The organism is Chryseobacterium barbadense, assembly GCF_042849955.1.
Lineage (GTDB): Bacteria > Bacteroidota > Bacteroidia > Flavobacteriales > Weeksellaceae > Chryseobacterium.
This window is the reverse complement of record NZ_BAAFHL010000005.1, coordinates 88700-106499: the sequence shown is the minus strand read 5'-3', so window position 1 is coordinate 106499 and position 17800 is coordinate 88700. Positions and strand designations below refer to the sequence as shown.

The following is a 17800-nucleotide window of genomic DNA, read 5'->3' as shown; positions in this document are numbered from 1 at the left end:
ATCGATAACCATTCATCATCTTCTGACTCACACTTCCGGAATTAAAGATTTTACGAAAATGAAGTCGATTTCCGACATCGCGCAAAAAGAAATGGCGCCTAAAATGATGGTCGATTTTTTTAAAAATGAACCCGCTGATTTTAAACCCGGTGAAAAATTCGACTATAATAATTCTGGCTATGTACTTCTGGGATACCTTATAGAGCTGGTTTCCGGCGAAAAATATGAGGATTTTATTAGAAAAAATATTTTCGAAAAAGTGGGAATGAAGAATTCATATTATGCAAGCGATAGAAAAGTAATTAAAAATAGAGCTTATGGCTATCATAAAAAGGATGACGGCTATGTGAACAAAACCATGATCAACTTTAGTGTTCCATATGCGTCGGGCTCACTAATGTCCACAGTGGAAGATTTGGTGAAATGGCAAAATGCTTTAAACCAAAACTTACTTTTAAAACCGGAAGAAATAAAAAAGGCTTTTACGAAATATAAGCTCAATAGTGGGGAAGAATTTACCTACGGTTACGGATGGCATTTAAAGAGTATCAACGGAGTTTCAACGAGAGAGCATGGCGGAAGTGTTTTCGGATTTAAGTCGATGGCGGTTTATATTCCGGATGAAGATACATATGTTATTGGATTAAGCAATTGTGATTGTCATTCGCCGACACAGATTACGAAAGATATTGCCCAATTGGTATTGGAAAGTTCAAAAAACAGCAATAATGAACGTTTGAATAGTTTAAAATCAAAATAAATTAAAAAATAGAGCTTCGATCTTTTGTGGGAAAAGGAAAAAAGTTCTATTTTTGCCTAAAATCTTTAAGGAAAATGATCTTATCAGCATTTTGGCCGTTTTATCAGTTCATTTGGACGATATTTTTCTTCACTATGTTCTTAGTGGGATTCTGGTGTATTTTTATGTTCTTCGGATTAGTAATCCCGATGTGGTTAACTGAAGGACTAAAAGAATATTTCGGAAAAGTAAAACCTTTTGATCCGGAGGAAATCAGAAGAAAAAATATTTATGAGCAGAAAGGAGTAGAAGTGATCTACAATGAACCTAAAGGAAATGGTCCTTTCTTACACGATAGTCACGGACATCATCATTAATTGATTGTCATTGCTTTTTCACCTGAATTCTGAAAAAGTAATATCAAAGCAAAACAACATATATGAACCACTTACTTTGTAGGTGGTTTTTTTATTCCTGAATTACCGAAGCAATTCCAACTTCTTTTTAAAAGGCTATATGAAATTCCGGATGTATTCATAGCCGCATTCAATCATATTCTTAATCTAATTATTGATGCATATCCGGCAGAGTTAGTCAAGACTTATATTCTTATAGTTCTCATCTGCAACTTCCTAATGATGGAGGCTATTGGGTAAAAGTTTGTTTTTTTTTAGCAGGAAATCAAAAGTTTTCAAAAAATAAATTACATTCGTATTAAATTATTAAAAAAACAAGCTTTTATGAAGAAATTTTATTCCGGTGTATTTCTATTTGCCATGGCTTTCCTTTTTGGGCAAATAAGCTATACCATTACACCAAACCCATTCAACGAAACAGATCAGATCACTCTGAGCGTTCCCGGAAACCAGATTGACGAATCCGCATGGGGAGTAGTCAATAATGCCATCTATATTTGGTCATGGTCTTTGGATACAACTTATAACAACAGTCAGGATTGCCCTACCAACGGAAGCTGGAACAATTCTAATGAAGCCAACAGGCTGGCCTACAATGCAGGAACTGATACCTATTCTCTGACCTTTACACCGACTACATTTTTTAACAGAACGGGTATCGGAAGATTTGGATTTTTATTGAAAGATAAAACTGGAGCTCACCAGACCGCGGATCATTTTGTGAATGTAGGGGTATTAAGTTTGAATCTAACCAACCCTTTGGCGAATACGGTAACCTCTGTGCCGGCAGGAAATACCATCAATATTATCGCGACTACCAATGCGAATGCAACATTCCAATTGAAGGCAAACGGGGTGGTTGTAAATTCAACTTCCACACCTTCAACGTCATATTCATACAATTTCCTTGCAGATGATGCGTATATGGAACTTATTGCTACGGATGCCTCAACATCCATTACCAAAAATGCGACATTCATTCTAAACAAAGCCAGAAATGTTGTTTCTGAAGCCATTCCGGCATGGATAAAACAGGGGATTAATTATCACCCTACGGACAACACAAAAGTAGGATTAGCCTTATATGCACCCTATAAAAGCTTTGTTCATGTGATCGGAAGCTTTAATAACTGGATGGTAGATGATGCTTACTTGATGAAAAAAGACACTACTAATCCGGACCTGTACTGGATTGAATTGAGCGGGCTTACGGCAGCACAGTTATATACATTCCAGTATAAAACAAGTGATTTGAAGAAAGTGGCAGATCCGTTCTCACCACAGATTTTATCTTCTTATGATGACCAGTGGATATCGGCTTCTACTTATCCGGGCTTACCGGCATTCCCTGCAGGGCAAGGATTTGAAGTTTCCATGTTTAAGACAGGTCAAACCCCATACAATTGGCAGGTCACCAATTTCCAGAGGCCGAACAAAGAAAATCTGATAATTTATGAACTGCTGTTAAGAGATTTTACCCAGGAAAAAAACTGGCAGTCTCTGATCAATAAAATTTCATATTTAAAAAATCTGAATATCAATGCGATAGAGCTTCTTCCGATTATGGAGTTTGAAGGCAACCTTTCATGGGGATACAACACGTCTTTCCATTATGCGATAGATAAAGCGTATGGAACTCCGGAGAAGTTCAAGGAATTTGTTGATCTGTGCCATCAGAATGGGATTGCAGTAATTTTAGATATTGCTTTCAACCATGCTACAGGAAGATCGCCCTTGGTAAGACTTTGGAACATAGATCCTGATAATGATGGATATGGTGATGTTGCGGCCAATAATCCGTACTTCAATCAGGTTCCGAAACATTCTTACAATGTTTTCAATGATTTCAATCATTCAAGCACGGCGACTAGATATTATGTTGAACGGTCATTACAACAATGGCTAACAGAATATCATATTGATGGTTTCCGTTGGGACCTGACAAAAGGATTTACCCAGAATTGCTCTGCCAATGATGAGACATGCACTAATGCTTATCAGCAGGATAGAGTGGATATTATGAAATACTATGCTGATAGGCAATGGGCAATTGACCCCAATTCTTATATGATTTTTGAACATCTGGGAACAGATGCTGAAGAACAACAGTGGGCCAATTACAGAATTGCTGAAGGAAAAGGCGTAATGCTTTGGAATAAACAGACCGATCCATATAACCAGAATACAATGGGATATAAAGATAACAGCAACTATGACAGAATGGATCATGAACTGCACGGATTTACCAATATGCATGCCGTAGGATTCGGAGAAAGCCATGATGAAGAAAGGCTGATGTTTAAAAACCTTGCTTACGGAGCGGTGAATGGATCTTATGATGTTAAAAACCTGAATACGGCATTGGAAAGAATGAAAACGTTCGGGGCTACTTTCTTCACCATTCCCGGGCCTAAAATGATCTGGCAGTTTGGGGAGCTTGGATATGAGTTCAGTATCAACAGATGTCCGGATGGTTCTATTAACAACGGATGCAGAACAGACGAAAAACCAGTCGCATTCACTTTAGGATATGATACCAATACCAACAGGAAAGCGGTTTATGATACCTGGGCCAAAATCATCAATATCAGAAATGCTAACCAGGTATTCAAATCCAAAACATACAGTGTAGAGTCTAATAATATTGTGAATGATCCGGATGGACTGATCACAAGAATATATGTATATGACACAGCCGCTGCGGGAATAAAAAATATAGTGGTTCTGGCTAATTATAACACGACAGCTAAAGATGTCGTTCCCTATTTCCCGTACACCGGGCAATGGCAGAACCTTATGGATAATACAATTGTAACGGTAGCGTCCACTACAGCACCTGTTACTCTTCAGCCGGGAGAGTTCAGAATCTTCGGAAACTACACGGGAACATTGTCTACGGTAGATCAAAATGCTGCCAATAAATTATCTCTTCAGATTGCAGATAACCCTGTGAAAAATGGATTGGCGAAATTAATTTACCATAAAGCTAAGAATGGAGAAATTACCATTTATGACTTAAGCGGTAAAAAAATGGATGCATTCAAATTGAAAGATGAGAATGGAACTTATGAATTAAAGGCCCATTATCCTGCAGGAACTTATCTGGTTCATTTAAAATCCGATACAGGAATGGCGATCCAGAAAATGATGATCAAGTAATTGATTAAACTTTAATAGCATAGGAGACAATTGAAAAGTTGTCTCCTTTTTGTTTTAAAACAAATTACAGAAGACTTTCCCTCGTCAGAAAGTGGCAAGAGTTTTAAATTGAATTAATAATTCTTATCTTTGCCCCCACAAAAATTCTACAATGTCTAAGTCATTAATTCCAAAATTAGAAGCTATAAAACAAAGATATAATGAGGTGGCAGACCTTATTATACAGCCTGATGTAATTTCAGATCAAAAAAGATATTCTTCTTTGAATAAAGAATATAGTGATTTGGGAAAAATTGTTAGAGTATATGATCAGTATAAAGGAGCCTTGGATACCATTGCCGAGTCTGATGAAATCATTGCAGACGGGTCAGACAGAGATCTGGTAGACCTTGCCAAAATAGAAAAACTGGAAGCTCAGGATAAAATCCCCGGGCTTGAAGAAGAATTGAAAGTATTGCTGATCCCAAAAGACCCGGCAGACGACAAAAATGTGATTGTAGAGCTTCGTGCGGGAACAGGAGGTGACGAAGCGGCAATTTTTGTGGAAGATATTTACCGCATGTATACCATGTATTTCAAAACAAAAGGATGGAGACATGAAGTTACTGATTCTAATGAAGCCGCAAAAGGATACAAAGAATTGATCATGAAAGTGGAAGGAGAAGGTGTTTACGGAATTATGAAGTTCGAATCCGGAGTTCACCGTGTACAACGTGTTCCTGAAACGGAATCACAAGGAAGAGTCCACACTTCTGCCATTACCATTGCGGTTTTACCGGAAGCTGAAGAAGTGGATGTGGAAATCAATCCGGCAGATATCGAAATGCAGACTTCACGTTCAGGAGGAGCGGGAGGTCAGAACGTTAACAAGGTGGAAACAAAAGTTCAGCTTACCCACAAACCTTCAGGAATTGTAGTCGTTTGTCAGCAGGCCCGTTCCCAGCTGGCTAACCGTGAATTGGCAATGGAAATGCTTCGTGCCAAACTATATGATATCAAATTACAGGAAGTACAAGGGGATATTGCAGCACAAAGAAAAACAATGGTTTCTACAGGAGACCGTTCTGCGAAGATCAAAACCTATAACTATCCTCAGGGAAGAGTAACAGATCACAGAATCAACAAATCCATCTATAACCTGGATGCTTACATGAATGGAGATATTTCCGAAATGATCGATGCTGTAATCATGGCGGAAAATGCAGAGAAGATGAAAGGGGAAGAAGAAAGCCTATAAAAAATAAGAATAACTAAAAGTCTTCATATTTGAAGGCTTTTAATTTTATGTCAACCTATTTTTAGGACGACTCACAATAAACTGTTGAAGCATGAAAAAAATAGGGATTTTTTTACTTTTTTTACTAATGATGTACCCTCAAAAAATTTTTGCCCAGACAGAGGTAAAAACACCAAAAGAGTTTTTTACGATACTCTTTGAGGCCTTTGTTAAAAATGACAAGAATAGTCTGAAAGATCTGAATGAATATGGCAGTCAAGTTACTGAGAATGAGAATACCTATGAAATTGATAATGAAAGCAAAGAAGAATTTCTCAAAGAATTTTTAGCTGCATTTCCTGAAAATACGGTGGAAGAATGTAAGAAAGAGGCAGAAGAATTTCTTAAGGCAATAGATGAAAACTTTAAAAACAGTACACTGAAAATCAAAAGTATAAAACTTGTCAAAAATGAACGTTCAGACCTGACAACGGCAGAGATCATTTATTCTATCAGTTTCAAAGTGCCTTCTAAATTATTGGATTTTGATTTCGAAGCTCCCGGAAAAATAAAACCGGATACATTGAAAAACTTTCTGATTCAAGCAACAAAAGAATTAAAAAATGCAGATAAAATCGTTACAACAGAAGACGAAGAATCCATTTTATATCAAAGAGAAAAGGAAGGGAAAATTTTTTATTTCAGCTTAAGTCAAGATAAGATCGTTTCCGAATTGCAAAGCTTTTATTTTTACAGTCTCGGACTATATCAATAATAATTTAAAAGTCTTCAAATATGAGGACTTTTTTTATTTGAGATACTTTCTGTATTTTTGGTAAAATAATGATTAATATGAAAATTAGACCGATCTTATTAACTGCTGGAGTTTTGTTTTCAGCAAATTTTTATTCTCAGAAAATGATTTATCCTAAAGCGTTAAAAGGTAATCAAACAGATACGTATTTCGGAACTGCAGTGGCAGATCCTTTCAGAGATTTGGAAAATGATTCTGAAGCCACTAAGAAATGGGTGGATGAAGAGGTGGCAAACAGCCAGGCTTATCTTTCAAAAATTCCTTTCAGAGAGCAAATTAAAAACCAGTTGAGAGACATCTGGAATTATGAGAAAATTTCAGCTCCTTTCAAGGAAGGTGATTATACGTACTATTATAAAAATGACGGGTTACAGGCCCAATCGGTTTTATACAGAACCAATAACAAAACCAAAGCAACAGAAGTATTTCTGGATCCTAATAAGTTTTCAGAAAAAGGAACCACTTCACTTTCCAACCTGTCATTCAATAAAAAAGGAAATTTAGCCGCTTATTCCATTTCGGAAGGCGGAAGCGACTGGAATAAAATCATCATCATTGATGCTATTACCAAAAAGCAGATTGATGAAACTTTACTTGATGTGAAATTCAGCGGAATCTCATGGCAGGGAGATGAAGGATTTTATTACTCAAGCTATGATAAACCAAAAGAAGGAACGGTACTTTCCGGAATGACGGATAAGCATAAAGTATACTTTCACAAACTAGGAACGAAACAATCCCAGGATAAACTCATTTTCGGCGGCGAAAAAACACCTCGCCGGTATATAGGAGCAGGAGTTTCCGAAGATCAGAGATATCTGATTATTTCTGCAGCCAATGCGACAAACGGGAACGAATTATATATTAAAGATTTAAAAAACGGAGGCGACTTTATCCAGATCAACAATGGATTTGACATTAATGCAGATATAGTGGATACACAGGGAGATGATCTCTTTATTTTCACGGATAAAGATGCACCGAATATGCGTCTGGTAAAAACAAGCATTAAAAATCCTTCTCCAGACACCTGGAAAGATGTGATTCCGCAAACAGAAAACGTATTGGGGATTTCTTCCGGAGGAGGTTATTTCTTTGCTACCTATATGATCGACGCCATTGACCAGGTAAAGCAATATGATAAAAACGGAAAGCTGATCAGGGAAATTAGTCTGCCTGGAAAAGGAAATGTTTCAGGTTTCGGCGGTAAGGAAGAAGAAAAAGAACTTTACTTTTCATTCAGCAATTATATTACGCCGGGTACCACCTATAAATTTAATGCAGACTCTGGAAAATCAGAAGTATATCAAAAGCCTAAAGTAAAATTCAATCCGGAAGATTATGTTTCTGAACAAGTGTTCTATACTTCAAAAGACGGAACCAAAATCCCGATGATGATCAACTATAAAAAAGGAACAAAGCTTAACGGTAAAAATCCTACTATTCTATATTCGTACGGAGGCTTTAATATCAGTTTACAGCCTGCATTCTCTGTGGTCAATGCCATTTGGATGGAAAACGGTGGAATTTATGCCGTTCCAAACATTCGTGGGGGAGGTGAATATGGTAAAAAGTGGCATGATGCAGGAACAAAGCTCCAAAAGAAAAATGTTTTTGAAGACTTTATCGCAGCGGGAGAATATTTACAAAGCAAAGGTTATACCTCCAAAGAATATATGGCATTGTCAGGAAGATCAAACGGCGGATTGCTGGTTGGGGCAACCATGACTATGCGTCCTGACCTGGCAAGAGTGGCATTTCCGGGAGTTGGAGTATTGGATATGTTGAGATACAACAAGTTTACAGCAGGAGCAGGATGGTCTTACGATTACGGAACCGCAGAAGATAACAAAGAAATGTTTGAATATCTAAAATCATATTCCCCGGTACATAACGTAAAAGCCGGAACCTGTTATCCATCTACCATGATCATTACGAGTGATCATGATGACAGGGTCGTTCCTGCACATTCTTTCAAATTCGGAGCAGAATTACAAGAAAAACAAGGGTGTTCAAATCCGATTTTATTAAGAATCGAAAAAAATGCAGGACATGGCGCAGGAAGAGCAACAGAACAGGTGATCAGTGAAAACGCAGATCTTATATCTTTTGCCCTGTATGAAATGGGAATCAAAAAATTAGGAAAATAATTTAAAGCTGAACCGCAAAAAAAGCGGAAAAGGCAGATATAACTTAAAGAAAGGCGATTTTGCAGCTTGCAATTTCGCCTTTTTTGGATGAAAATTAACACCAGATTATTAATCCAAAAATCCGTAATTTTAGCCATCTAATAAATCCGAAAGAATGAGAAGGGAAATCCAGAACAAAACTCCTCAATTTAGCATAACCAAACACCCTGCAGAAATCTATTCATTTGAAAAAGACGGATTGCAGCTGAAATCGTCCTATACTGCTGAAGATATTAAAAACCAATCTTTAACGGAAACCTCACCGGGAATCACCCCTTATCTGAGAGGGCCATACTCTACCATGTATGTTCAGAAGCCTTGGACCATCCGTCAGTATGCAGGTTTTTCCACAGCAGAAGAATCCAATGCATTCTATAGAAGAAACTTGGCGGCTGGACAAAAAGGACTTTCCGTAGCTTTCGACCTGGCAACACACAGAGGATATGATTCAGATCATGCAAGAGTGGTAGGAGACGTTGGAAAAGCAGGCGTGGCTATTGATTCTGTGGAGGATATGAAGATTTTGTTCAACGAAATTCCATTAGATCAGATCTCCGTTTCCATGACCATGAATGGTGCGGTTCTGCCAATTTTATCTTTCTATATTGTTGCCGCAGAAGAACAAGGCGTACAACAGGAACAACTTTCCGGAACCATCCAGAATGATATTCTGAAAGAATTCATGGTGAGAAATACTTACATTTATCCGCCTGCACCTTCCATGAAAATTATTGCGGATATCTTTGAATATACTTCTCAGAATATTCCGAAATTCAACTCCATATCCATCTCAGGATATCATATGCAGGAAGCTGGAGCCACTCCGGTACTGGAAATGGCCTATACTTTGGCAGATGGTCTGGAATACGTAAGGACTGGGATCAAAGCCGGAATGAATGTGGATGATTTCGCTCCCAGACTATCATTTTTCTGGGCGATCGGAATGAACCACTTTATGGAGATTGCTAAAATGCGCGCAGCAAGGTACATCTGGGCCAGCCTTTTGAAACAGTTCAATCCTCAAAATCCAAAATCGTTAGCATTAAGAACCCACTCTCAGACTTCAGGATGGTCTTTAACAGAGCAGGAACCCTTTAATAATATTACAAGAACAGCCATTGAAGCACTGTCTTCCGCATTGGGAGGAACCCAGTCTTTGCATACCAATGCATTGGATGAAGCCATTGCACTTCCTACGGATTACTCAGCAAAAATTGCAAGAAATACCCAAATTATTCTTCAACAGGAAAGCGGAATTTGCGATGTCGTGGATCCGATGGGAGGAAGCCATTTAATTGAAAGCCTTACCCAACAGATGATTGAGGAAGCCATGAAGTACATCGATGAGGTAGAACAGGAAGGAGGAATGACCAAAGCCATCGAAGCGGGGATTCCCAAAATGAGAATCGAAGAAGCTGCCGCAAGAAAACAGGCAAAAATTGATAGTGGTGAAGAGTTCATCATTGGAGTCAATTCATTCAGGTCATCATTAAAACAGGATGAAATTGAAATCCTGGATATTGATAATACTGAGGTTAGGAGGAAACAGATCGAAAGATTAAATATCATAAAATCAGAAAGAAATTCCGAAGCCGTTGAACAGATCTTAAACGAGATCCGTGAAAGTGCAAAAACAGGAAAAGGCAATCTTTTAGCATTATGCATCGAAGCAGCAAGAAGAAGAGTAACATTAGGAGAAATGAGCGATGCGATGGAAGAAAGCTTCGGAAGATATAAAGCCAACATTAAAACAATTTCTGGAGTATACGCCATGAATGCTGGGAAAAACGAATATTTTGAAAAAGCTCTTCAATTAACCCAAAAATTTGAAGAAACAGAAGGACGTCGTCCAAGATTAATGGTCGCTAAAATGGGACAGGACGGTCATGACAGAGGGGCAAAAGTAGTTGCCACCGCATTTGCCGATATGGGATTTGACGTAGACGTTGCTCCATTATTCCAGACTCCTGAAGAAGTAGCAAAACAAGCTGTAGAAAATGATATTCATATCTTAGGAGTATCTTCTTTGGCAGCCGGGCACAAAACTTTGGTTCCACAGGTAGTAGAAGAATTGAAAAAACTGGGTGCAGATGATATCACCATCGTTGTAGGAGGTGTAATTCCTCAACAGGACTACGAGTTTTTGTACGCCAACGGAGCCGACTTTATTTTTGGCCCCGGAACTAACCTTCCAAAGTGTGCCGTAGATATTTTAGAAAAATTTTTAAGTTAATTAACATTTCATAAAGAATAAGCTGTACGGTTTTTGTATTATCTGTTGAAAAATTTCATTATGGCTTATACAGTAATTTCAGTATTTCCTGCTACTGTAGATACAGAGGAAATTAAAAAAGATTTAACGAATAACGGTTTTGATAAAGCAAACATTATAGTTTCAAAATCAAAGCTTGAAGACAAATCACCGGATAACCATTACGAAGATGATGTTAAGACAAGAAGTTTTTGGGATTTCATCTTTGCCCATGATACAGAAATGTTGGAAGCTTACAAAAAAGAAAGTGTAGGGAGAAATAACATTATTGTATATGCAGATACTGCTGATGATGCGCAAAGAGCAAAAACAATTCTTGATAGAAACGGAGCAATAGAGGTGTACCGGAAACAACCGGAGTCTAATGTGCCTGAAGGCATGTCAGAAGATGTTTACAACGGAATCATTGCCAAAGCAAGGCACAATTTATATTTTCTGGACTCAGAAAGAGTATATAAATCCGGAAATCAAGGAATGGATGAAACCATGGATAGTCAGGGATCAAAAGACTGATCTCACAACATACGTAAAAGCAGAAGAAAGCCTGGATATAGTATTCAGGCTTTTTATTTTTGAACAAAAAAATGTTGAGTTTCAAAAAAATTAATATATTTGCACCAGAAAAATAAAGTTTAACCATTTAAAAACAACGAAGCAAATGTTCAGATTTAATCAGAATTCTACAGTTGGATTACCGCTTATGGTGGTAAGGCTTCGTGGTATGGTACATTCTTAGAATAATAGTATAATGAAATATCAAAACCCGAAGTCGTAGAGATTTCGGGTTTTTTATTGCGCAATATTTCAAACTCAAATTAAGTTTCCCCGAAATCCTTTTTTAATTGTTCATGGTTGATGAGGAAATATTGTCATACGTCAGTTCGAGTAGCGAAGCGTATCGAGAACCTTTTCATTCCTGAATATTTTAAACTAAACATTTAGTTGAAAGCAAATGATATGCGTGCCTGGAAATCTAAAATCTAGATTCGCATCTCACACATCTAATTTTTAAAACCAAAATAATGGGAAATTTAAAACTAAAAGGAAAAGATATATTAAAACTGGGCTATCCAAATAATCAAAGTGTAAATATCGCTCTGGAAGTCATGAAAAGAAATTTTGCAACCAAAAACATTCACCATGTGAAATCTCTTTTAAAAGAAATACTGCTGAATCCGGAAAGCTTTGAAAAAAATTTAACCTTCGGACAAATTGCGGAAGCACTGCTTTCATCGAAGAAAACAGAAAAAAGAATGCTGAATACACATCGAGCCGCTTTTCAGATTTTTGGAAATAATATTTCAGAAGAAGCCAAAAATCAGCTATACACGGCCTTGAAACTTCCTATTTCAACACAGGGAGCTTTAATGCCCGATGCACACAGTGGTTACGGACTTCCGATCGGTGGCGTTCTTGCATTGGAAAACGCAGTAATTCCTTACGGAGTAGGAATGGATATAGGTTGCAGAATGAGCCTTAGTATTTTGGATACGCCAATTTCATATCTGGACGGTGCTAAAGACAAATATGAAAAAGCACTGGCGGAACATACCAAATTCGGGATGTATGAAACTCATAAATCTCATGTGGAACACGAAATTTTCGACAGAGATACATTTGATATGATTCCGGTTTTGAAAAGATTAAAAGGAAAAGCCATTAAACAAATGGGAACTTCCGGTGGCGGAAACCATTTTGTGGAATTCGGAGAAGTGGAAATTATTGAAGAAGATGAGCAAATAGGGCTTCCGAAAGGAAAGTATCTGGGAATTCTTTCACACAGTGGTTCCCGTGGATTAGGTGCAGAAATCGCGCAGTATTATTCCAGAGTAGCGGCAGAACAATGTCCGCTACCCAAAGAAGCACAGCAATTTGCGTGGCTGGACCTCAGTACCCACCTCGGGCTTGAGTATTGGATGGCAATGAATTTGGCAGGAGATTATGCTTCTGCCTGTCACGATGATATCCACAGAAGATTGATAAAAACAGTGGGTGGAAGGGTAAAAGCCAGAATTGAAAATCATCACAATTTCGCATGGAAAGAAATCCATAACGGGAAAGAAGTGATCGTTCATCGAAAAGGAGCAACTCCGGCCAATGAAAATGAATTGGGAATGATTCCGGGTTCCATGACGGCAAAAGGATTTATCGTTCGTGGAAAAGGAAACCCGGAATCGTTGAATTCTGCTTCACATGGTGCAGGAAGAGCGTATTCAAGGGGAGAATGCAGAAGCTTGTTCACTCAAAATGACATCAGGAAAGAATTAAAACTGAAAAATGTGGTTTTGATGGGGGGTAATGCAGAAGAAGCCCCAATGGCGTACAAAGACATTAATGAAGTCATGAACGCGCAAAGTGAATTGGTAGATATTCTCGGAACTTTTCAGCCTAGAATTGTGAGGATGGATAAATAATGAGTTGCTGGTTAATGGTTCACAGTTGAGAGTTTTTAACTGGGAACATTAACTATCAACCATCAACTAAAAAAACAAAAAGAAATGGGAGCACCGCATAATATAAAAAGATACGGGGAAGTCTGGCCGGAATACAGAATTCGGCACGGACTTGAAATTTTAGAAAAATTAAAACATAAAATCATTTTATCTGGAGGCTGGGCATGGCATTTCATGTCCGAGGCAGGACACACAGAATATAAGCATGCTCATGATCATAAGGATATTGATGTTTTTGTAGAAAAAGAAAATGTGGCTGAAGTTGTAATGATTCTTCAGCGGGAAGGTTTTCAGAAAGTATGGACCCGCTATGATCATTTACCAAGCGCAGAAAATTTCCGCAGGTATGAGAAAACGGTGGAATTGGAAAACGGGAAATCTCACAGGATTACCATAGATTTTTTTGAAAGAAACAATCTGGAAACCATTGTATCCAATGGGTTTACAGTCGTTAAGCCTGAAATTTTACTTTCATTCTACAGGAATATCCATTCCAGTGATAAATGTTGGGCCGTAATGGCTGCCAAAGATTTATTAGAAAAAGGAATTGAACCTGTTGGCCATCCCAGATTAAGTGAAATGCCAAAATAAAATGGACAAATTAATACAAATTACCTCAGGAAGAGGGCCTTTAGAATGCCAGTGGGTAGTTGCCAAAGTTCTGAAGGTCTTCCTTGAGGAAGCAAAAGATTATCATATAGACTATGAAATCATTCACCGTGAAAATGGGGATGGAAACCTGACATTGAAATCCGTAAGCCTGCTTTTAAAAGGAGATAACGTATCTCTGTTTTTAGACAGCTGGTTAGGAAGTATTTGTTGGATCGGAAAAAGCACATTCCGGAAACTACACAAAAGAAGCAACTGGTTCATCGGAATTTTTGAAATGGAAGGATTGGAAAAAATCAGTTTCAATGAAAAAGATATCCGGTTTCAGACAACGAGAAGCCAGGGAAGCGGCGGGCAAAATGTAAATAAAGTGAACACAGCGGTTCGTGCAACCCATGCACCGACTGGGCAAAGCGTTTTTGTTCAGGATTCCCGTTCACAGTTGGAAAATAAAAAATTATCCATTACCCGGTTAAAAGAAAAAGTAATGGGATTATATATTCAACAGCTGGAAAAAAGAATGCAGGAAACCTGGAACAATCATTTGCAGGTAGAGAGAGGAAACCCGGTTCGTACATTTTCCGGAACAGATTTTAAAAAGAATTACAAGGACAAATCTTTCAAAAAACAGAGAAATGCCCTGAAAAACGAATTAAAAAACTACAACAATGACCTTAACTAAAAATAAATACTACTTTGAGGCCCTAGATAATTATCCATACAGCCTTCCGGACTGTCTGGAAGCACTGAACTATGCATTGTCGTACGATCCGGAAGATGCAGACAGCCTTTGTCTGATGGGAAGAATTTACAGCGAAATGCTGAATGACTTTGAAAAAGCAAAACTCTATTTTGAAGAGGCGATGCAATGTGATATGACAAATTTAAATGTACCTCAATATTATATTAAATGTCTATTGGATAACGAAGACTTGAGAGAAGCCGAAAAGCTAATTGAATATTCTTTGAAAATAAAAGGAATAGATAAATCCACCTTATGGCTTTACAGATCTTTACTTTCAGAAAAAAGAGGAAGTTTTTCCAATGCGCTGAAATTTTTGAATGAAGCAGAAAAGTATTGCTTCACACTATATAGTCTGGATTTGGTAAGAGATCGTAAAAAATTTATCAAGTCAAAAATGCCCAAAAAGCAAAATAAAAAGAATAAGGAGACGAAATAAGTCTCCTTTTTTGTAGCTTTAATAGATGAAACACATTATTTTTTTATTCCTGCTTATAGTAGTCTCTTGTAAGAAAAGCGAAAATAGAAAAGAAAAGGTGATTCCTAAAGATGAAACTTTAGATCTGAAATATGAAATCTTGAACCAGTTGATTAATGAAATAGAAGCTGAGGAAAATTTTTCAAATCGTTATGTTTATAATATCTCATTAAAAACAATTTATTTAAAAGTAAAAGCGCGGAATAATGACCAACCACCTCCGCCACCTGGTTTTGGAATTAGCTTAGAGTATGACTCCATATTTATGGAAAAAGATTCTGCATACTATCAAAATGAAATAAAAATATTGGATCATTTCAAGTTTGATAGAAACAGGATAAAAACAAAATTACAGTATACAAATGATGAAGAGCTCAATAGAATAAGGGAACGAAGTCGTCATCGTGACTTCTGGACAGATTTTAATGAAAAATATGAAGACAAATGTATAAGAACATTATCGATACCTTTTTTTAATAAAGATAAATCTGCATGCGTTATTGAAAGCTCTACTTCTTGTGGTCCTTTGAATGGAAGCGGATATACTGCTATTTATAGAAAAATTAACGGAAAATGGGTGGGAACTCGTTTTTATAGTTCTTGGATAAGCTAAAATATGAGGATAAACTTCACCATAAAACAACTCCAATTAAAAGAAACATTCTCGATTGCTTACGGAAGCTATGATACACGGGATGCATTGCTTGTGGAATTGTCTCATCACAACTGTAAGGGTTACGGAGAATGCGTAGCTATAGATTATTATCAGATCAACCTTCAAAGCTTTATTTTAAAACTAAAAAAAATTAAATCCCGGATTGAAGTTCACCCGATCATTCATCCAAAAGATTTTTTTCAATTTTTGTTGAAATTAAATTTACATCCGTTTCTGCTTTCCGCATTAGATTGTGCATATTGGGACTTGTTTGGAAAACTGGAAAACAAGAGTTTCATTGAATTAAATAAAATTCCTCACGAAAACCTTGTAGAAAGTTCAATCACCATTTCCGTAGATCATATTGAAGAACAGATCAGGAAAATTGAAAAAAGCCCATGGAGTAAATTCAAAGTAAAATGTAAAGGGTTGGATAAAGAAAGTGTTGAAAAACTTCTCCAATTAAATAAAAATATTGCCTTAGATTCAAATGCCAGTTTTACGGATTCGGATTGCATCTGGTTGCAGGAAAATGCCGGGGTTCAAAAGTTTTCTTATCTTGAGCAACCAAGACCTATTGATCAATATAAGGCTTTAAAGAAAGACGGTTTTGCCAATTGGATGGCCGATGAAGATTGCCAGAATATAGGCTCTCTGGAAGAGCTTATGCCTTATTATAAAAGTATCAATATAAAACTGATGAAATGTGGAGGTTTAACTACGGCTCTGGAAATGATCCGGAAGGGAAGGGAATCAGGATATAAAATAATGATCGGATGCATGACGGAGTCCTCAGTCGGGATTTCTGCAGGATGCGTTTTGACAGGACTTGTTGATTATGCAGACTTGGACGGTGCTAATCTTATTTCCAATGATTATGCAACCGGAAACTTTGTAGAAAAAGGGAGGATAATATTATCCGGAAAACCGGGATTAGGAATAGAGTTAAAATAAAAATCGGTTGTCTCATCTTTGAAACAACCGACTTTTATACTTTATTCGCAAGGATCATAACAGTCTAATGGAAATGCTGGAGCACTTAGACAGGCAGCTTCCCCCATTGTCATATATAAGCACCACTCCTCACAATTCGAGGCAGGTCTTACCAATGTACATCCTCCCGAACCTTTAATTGATTTCAATTGTTTTTTTGTTAATTTTTTTAAATTTTTCATAAATATTTATTTTTTTGTTGTCTTATTTTATATGTTTTAGACTTCTGTAGTTTTTACATTAAAAGATATACAATTTCTTATTACAAAAACTATGATATGATTCTATTTCTTATTTACAGAAATCAGATAATCATAAACCATTTGATGCTGGTCGTCACTCAACTTGGCTCTTGGCGCCATTCTGCTTAAGGTTTTTATCCATCCCTGATCGTCATGCCTTGCCGGATCCGGCAATTTGTGACATTTGTTACACGAATTTTCAAAAATGGTTTTCCCTTGAGCTAACTGTTCGGATGAGGTGTACTTCGGTCCGGTTACCGCTACACTTTTAGGTCCGCATGAAACCATAAAAACGGATCCTAAAATTATACCTGAAATCAATTTTTTCATAATATTATTTTTTGGAATCATTTATTTCTTCACAGAAACAATATAATCATAAACCCATTGATGCTGTTCATCCGTAAGCTTAGCTTTTGGCGCCATCGAGTTCATGATTCCTACCCATTGCACAGAGTTATGAGCCGTAGGATCCGGCAACTTATGACATTTCCCACATGAATTTTCAAAAATCGTTTTTCCCTGGGCAATTTGTTCAGCAGTAGAAGTGGCAGGCCCTGTAGCAGCAGTCGGTGTTGACGTTTTTGGAGTACAAGAAGCTAATATAATAGCAGTGAATGATGCTACAGCGAATATTTTTTTCATTATTATTTAAAATTGGATTAGAAACAAATGTAATAATTTCCTTCAGCTGTTGATAAAAATTAACGCAGTTTTAATTTAGAAGAAATAAAAGTAAAGAATGAGTCATGGTGAATTATCAATAGTGAATCCGCTTCACTTGTCAATTCGTCTTAGGAATTCACCATTCACTTTTGATAAT

The 17800-nt window shown here is 37.1% G+C and carries 17 protein-coding genes; 14 read left to right on the top strand and 3 right to left on the bottom strand.

Annotation, left to right across the window (positions count from 1 at the left end):
• The 14 genes from ACGHIN_RS04675 to ACGHIN_RS04610 form a co-directional block, all read left to right on the top strand.
• On the top strand, nt 1-760 hold a 760-nt coding region (locus ACGHIN_RS04675; RefSeq protein WP_390451241.1), incomplete at its 5' end, for a serine hydrolase domain-containing protein.
• A gap of 74 nt (nt 761-834) precedes the next feature.
• Nucleotides 835-1116 (top strand): hypothetical protein, encoded by a 282-nt coding sequence (locus ACGHIN_RS04670; protein WP_390451239.1) that lies wholly within the window; start codon nt 835-837, stop codon nt 1114-1116.
• Between the two features lie 363 nt (nt 1117-1479).
• Nucleotides 1480-4314 carry an alpha-amylase family glycosyl hydrolase gene (locus ACGHIN_RS04665; protein ID WP_390451237.1) on the top strand — a complete coding sequence of 945 codons (2835 nt, stop codon included), beginning with the start codon at nt 1480-1482 and terminating at the stop codon, nt 4312-4314.
• Between the two features lie 151 nt (nt 4315-4465).
• Nucleotides 4466-5551 carry a peptide chain release factor 1 gene (gene prfA, locus ACGHIN_RS04660; protein WP_390451235.1) on the top strand — a complete coding sequence of 362 codons (1086 nt, stop codon included), beginning with the start codon at nt 4466-4468 and terminating at the stop codon, nt 5549-5551.
• Between the two features lie 91 nt (nt 5552-5642).
• Nucleotides 5643-6305 (top strand): hypothetical protein, encoded by a 663-nt coding sequence (locus ACGHIN_RS04655; protein ID WP_390451233.1) that lies wholly within the window; start codon nt 5643-5645, stop codon nt 6303-6305.
• A 143-nt stretch (nt 6306-6448) separates the two neighbouring features.
• On the top strand, nt 6449-8494 hold the full coding sequence (locus ACGHIN_RS04650; protein WP_390451244.1) for a prolyl oligopeptidase family serine peptidase: 2046 nt from the start codon (nt 6449-6451) through the stop codon (nt 8492-8494).
• Between the two features lie 154 nt (nt 8495-8648).
• The gene (scpA, locus tag ACGHIN_RS04645; RefSeq protein WP_390451231.1) at nt 8649-10766 is read left to right on the top strand and encodes a methylmalonyl-CoA mutase; all 2118 of its coding nucleotides are present in this window, start codon (nt 8649-8651) and stop codon (nt 10764-10766) included.
• 60 nt (nt 10767-10826) lie between these two features.
• The gene (locus ACGHIN_RS04640) at nt 10827-11318 is read left to right on the top strand and encodes a hypothetical protein (protein ID WP_390451229.1); all 492 of its coding nucleotides are present in this window, start codon (nt 10827-10829) and stop codon (nt 11316-11318) included.
• Between the two features lie 509 nt (nt 11319-11827).
• A complete protein-coding gene (locus ACGHIN_RS04635) occupies nt 11828-13219 on the top strand; it encodes an RtcB family protein (RefSeq protein ID WP_390451227.1) in 1392 nt (463 codons plus the stop codon).
• Nucleotides 13220-13303: 84 nt separating this feature from the next.
• Nucleotides 13304-13849, top strand: a complete 546-nt coding sequence (locus tag ACGHIN_RS04630; RefSeq protein WP_390451225.1) for a nucleotidyltransferase domain-containing protein — start codon at nt 13304-13306, stop codon at nt 13847-13849.
• Nucleotide 13850: 1 nt separating this feature from the next.
• Nucleotides 13851-14549, top strand: coding sequence for a peptide chain release factor H (gene prfH / locus ACGHIN_RS04625; protein WP_390451224.1), 699 nt, complete (start codon nt 13851-13853; stop codon nt 14547-14549).
• Nucleotides 14536-15048, top strand: a complete 513-nt coding sequence (locus ACGHIN_RS04620) for a tetratricopeptide repeat protein (protein WP_390451222.1) — start codon at nt 14536-14538, stop codon at nt 15046-15048. Before prfH ends, ACGHIN_RS04620 begins: the two co-directional genes overlap by 14 nt.
• A gap of 25 nt (nt 15049-15073) precedes the next feature.
• Nucleotides 15074-15700 (top strand): hypothetical protein, encoded by a 627-nt coding sequence (locus ACGHIN_RS04615; protein ID WP_390451220.1) that lies wholly within the window; start codon nt 15074-15076, stop codon nt 15698-15700.
• A 3-nt stretch (nt 15701-15703) separates the two neighbouring features.
• Nucleotides 15704-16696 carry an enolase C-terminal domain-like protein gene (locus tag ACGHIN_RS04610; RefSeq protein WP_390451218.1) on the top strand — a complete coding sequence of 331 codons (993 nt, stop codon included), beginning with the start codon at nt 15704-15706 and terminating at the stop codon, nt 16694-16696.
• Nucleotides 16697-16737: 41 nt separating this feature from the next.
• Here the strand turns inward: ACGHIN_RS04610 and ACGHIN_RS17330 are convergent, their stop codons facing one another.
• From ACGHIN_RS17330 to ACGHIN_RS04600, 3 genes are all read right to left on the bottom strand, one after another.
• Nucleotides 16738-16917 (bottom strand): bacteriocin-like protein, encoded by a 180-nt coding sequence (locus ACGHIN_RS17330; protein ID WP_407936038.1) that lies wholly within the window; start codon nt 16915-16917, stop codon nt 16738-16740.
• 102 nt (nt 16918-17019) lie between these two features.
• Complete coding sequence (locus tag ACGHIN_RS04605; protein WP_390451217.1) at nt 17020-17307, bottom strand: cytochrome C; 288 nt, start codon at nt 17305-17307, stop codon at nt 17020-17022.
• Between the two features lie 21 nt (nt 17308-17328).
• A complete protein-coding gene (locus ACGHIN_RS04600; RefSeq protein ID WP_390451215.1) occupies nt 17329-17622 on the bottom strand; it encodes a c-type cytochrome in 294 nt (97 codons plus the stop codon).
• Nucleotides 17623-17800: the final 178 nt, after the last annotated feature.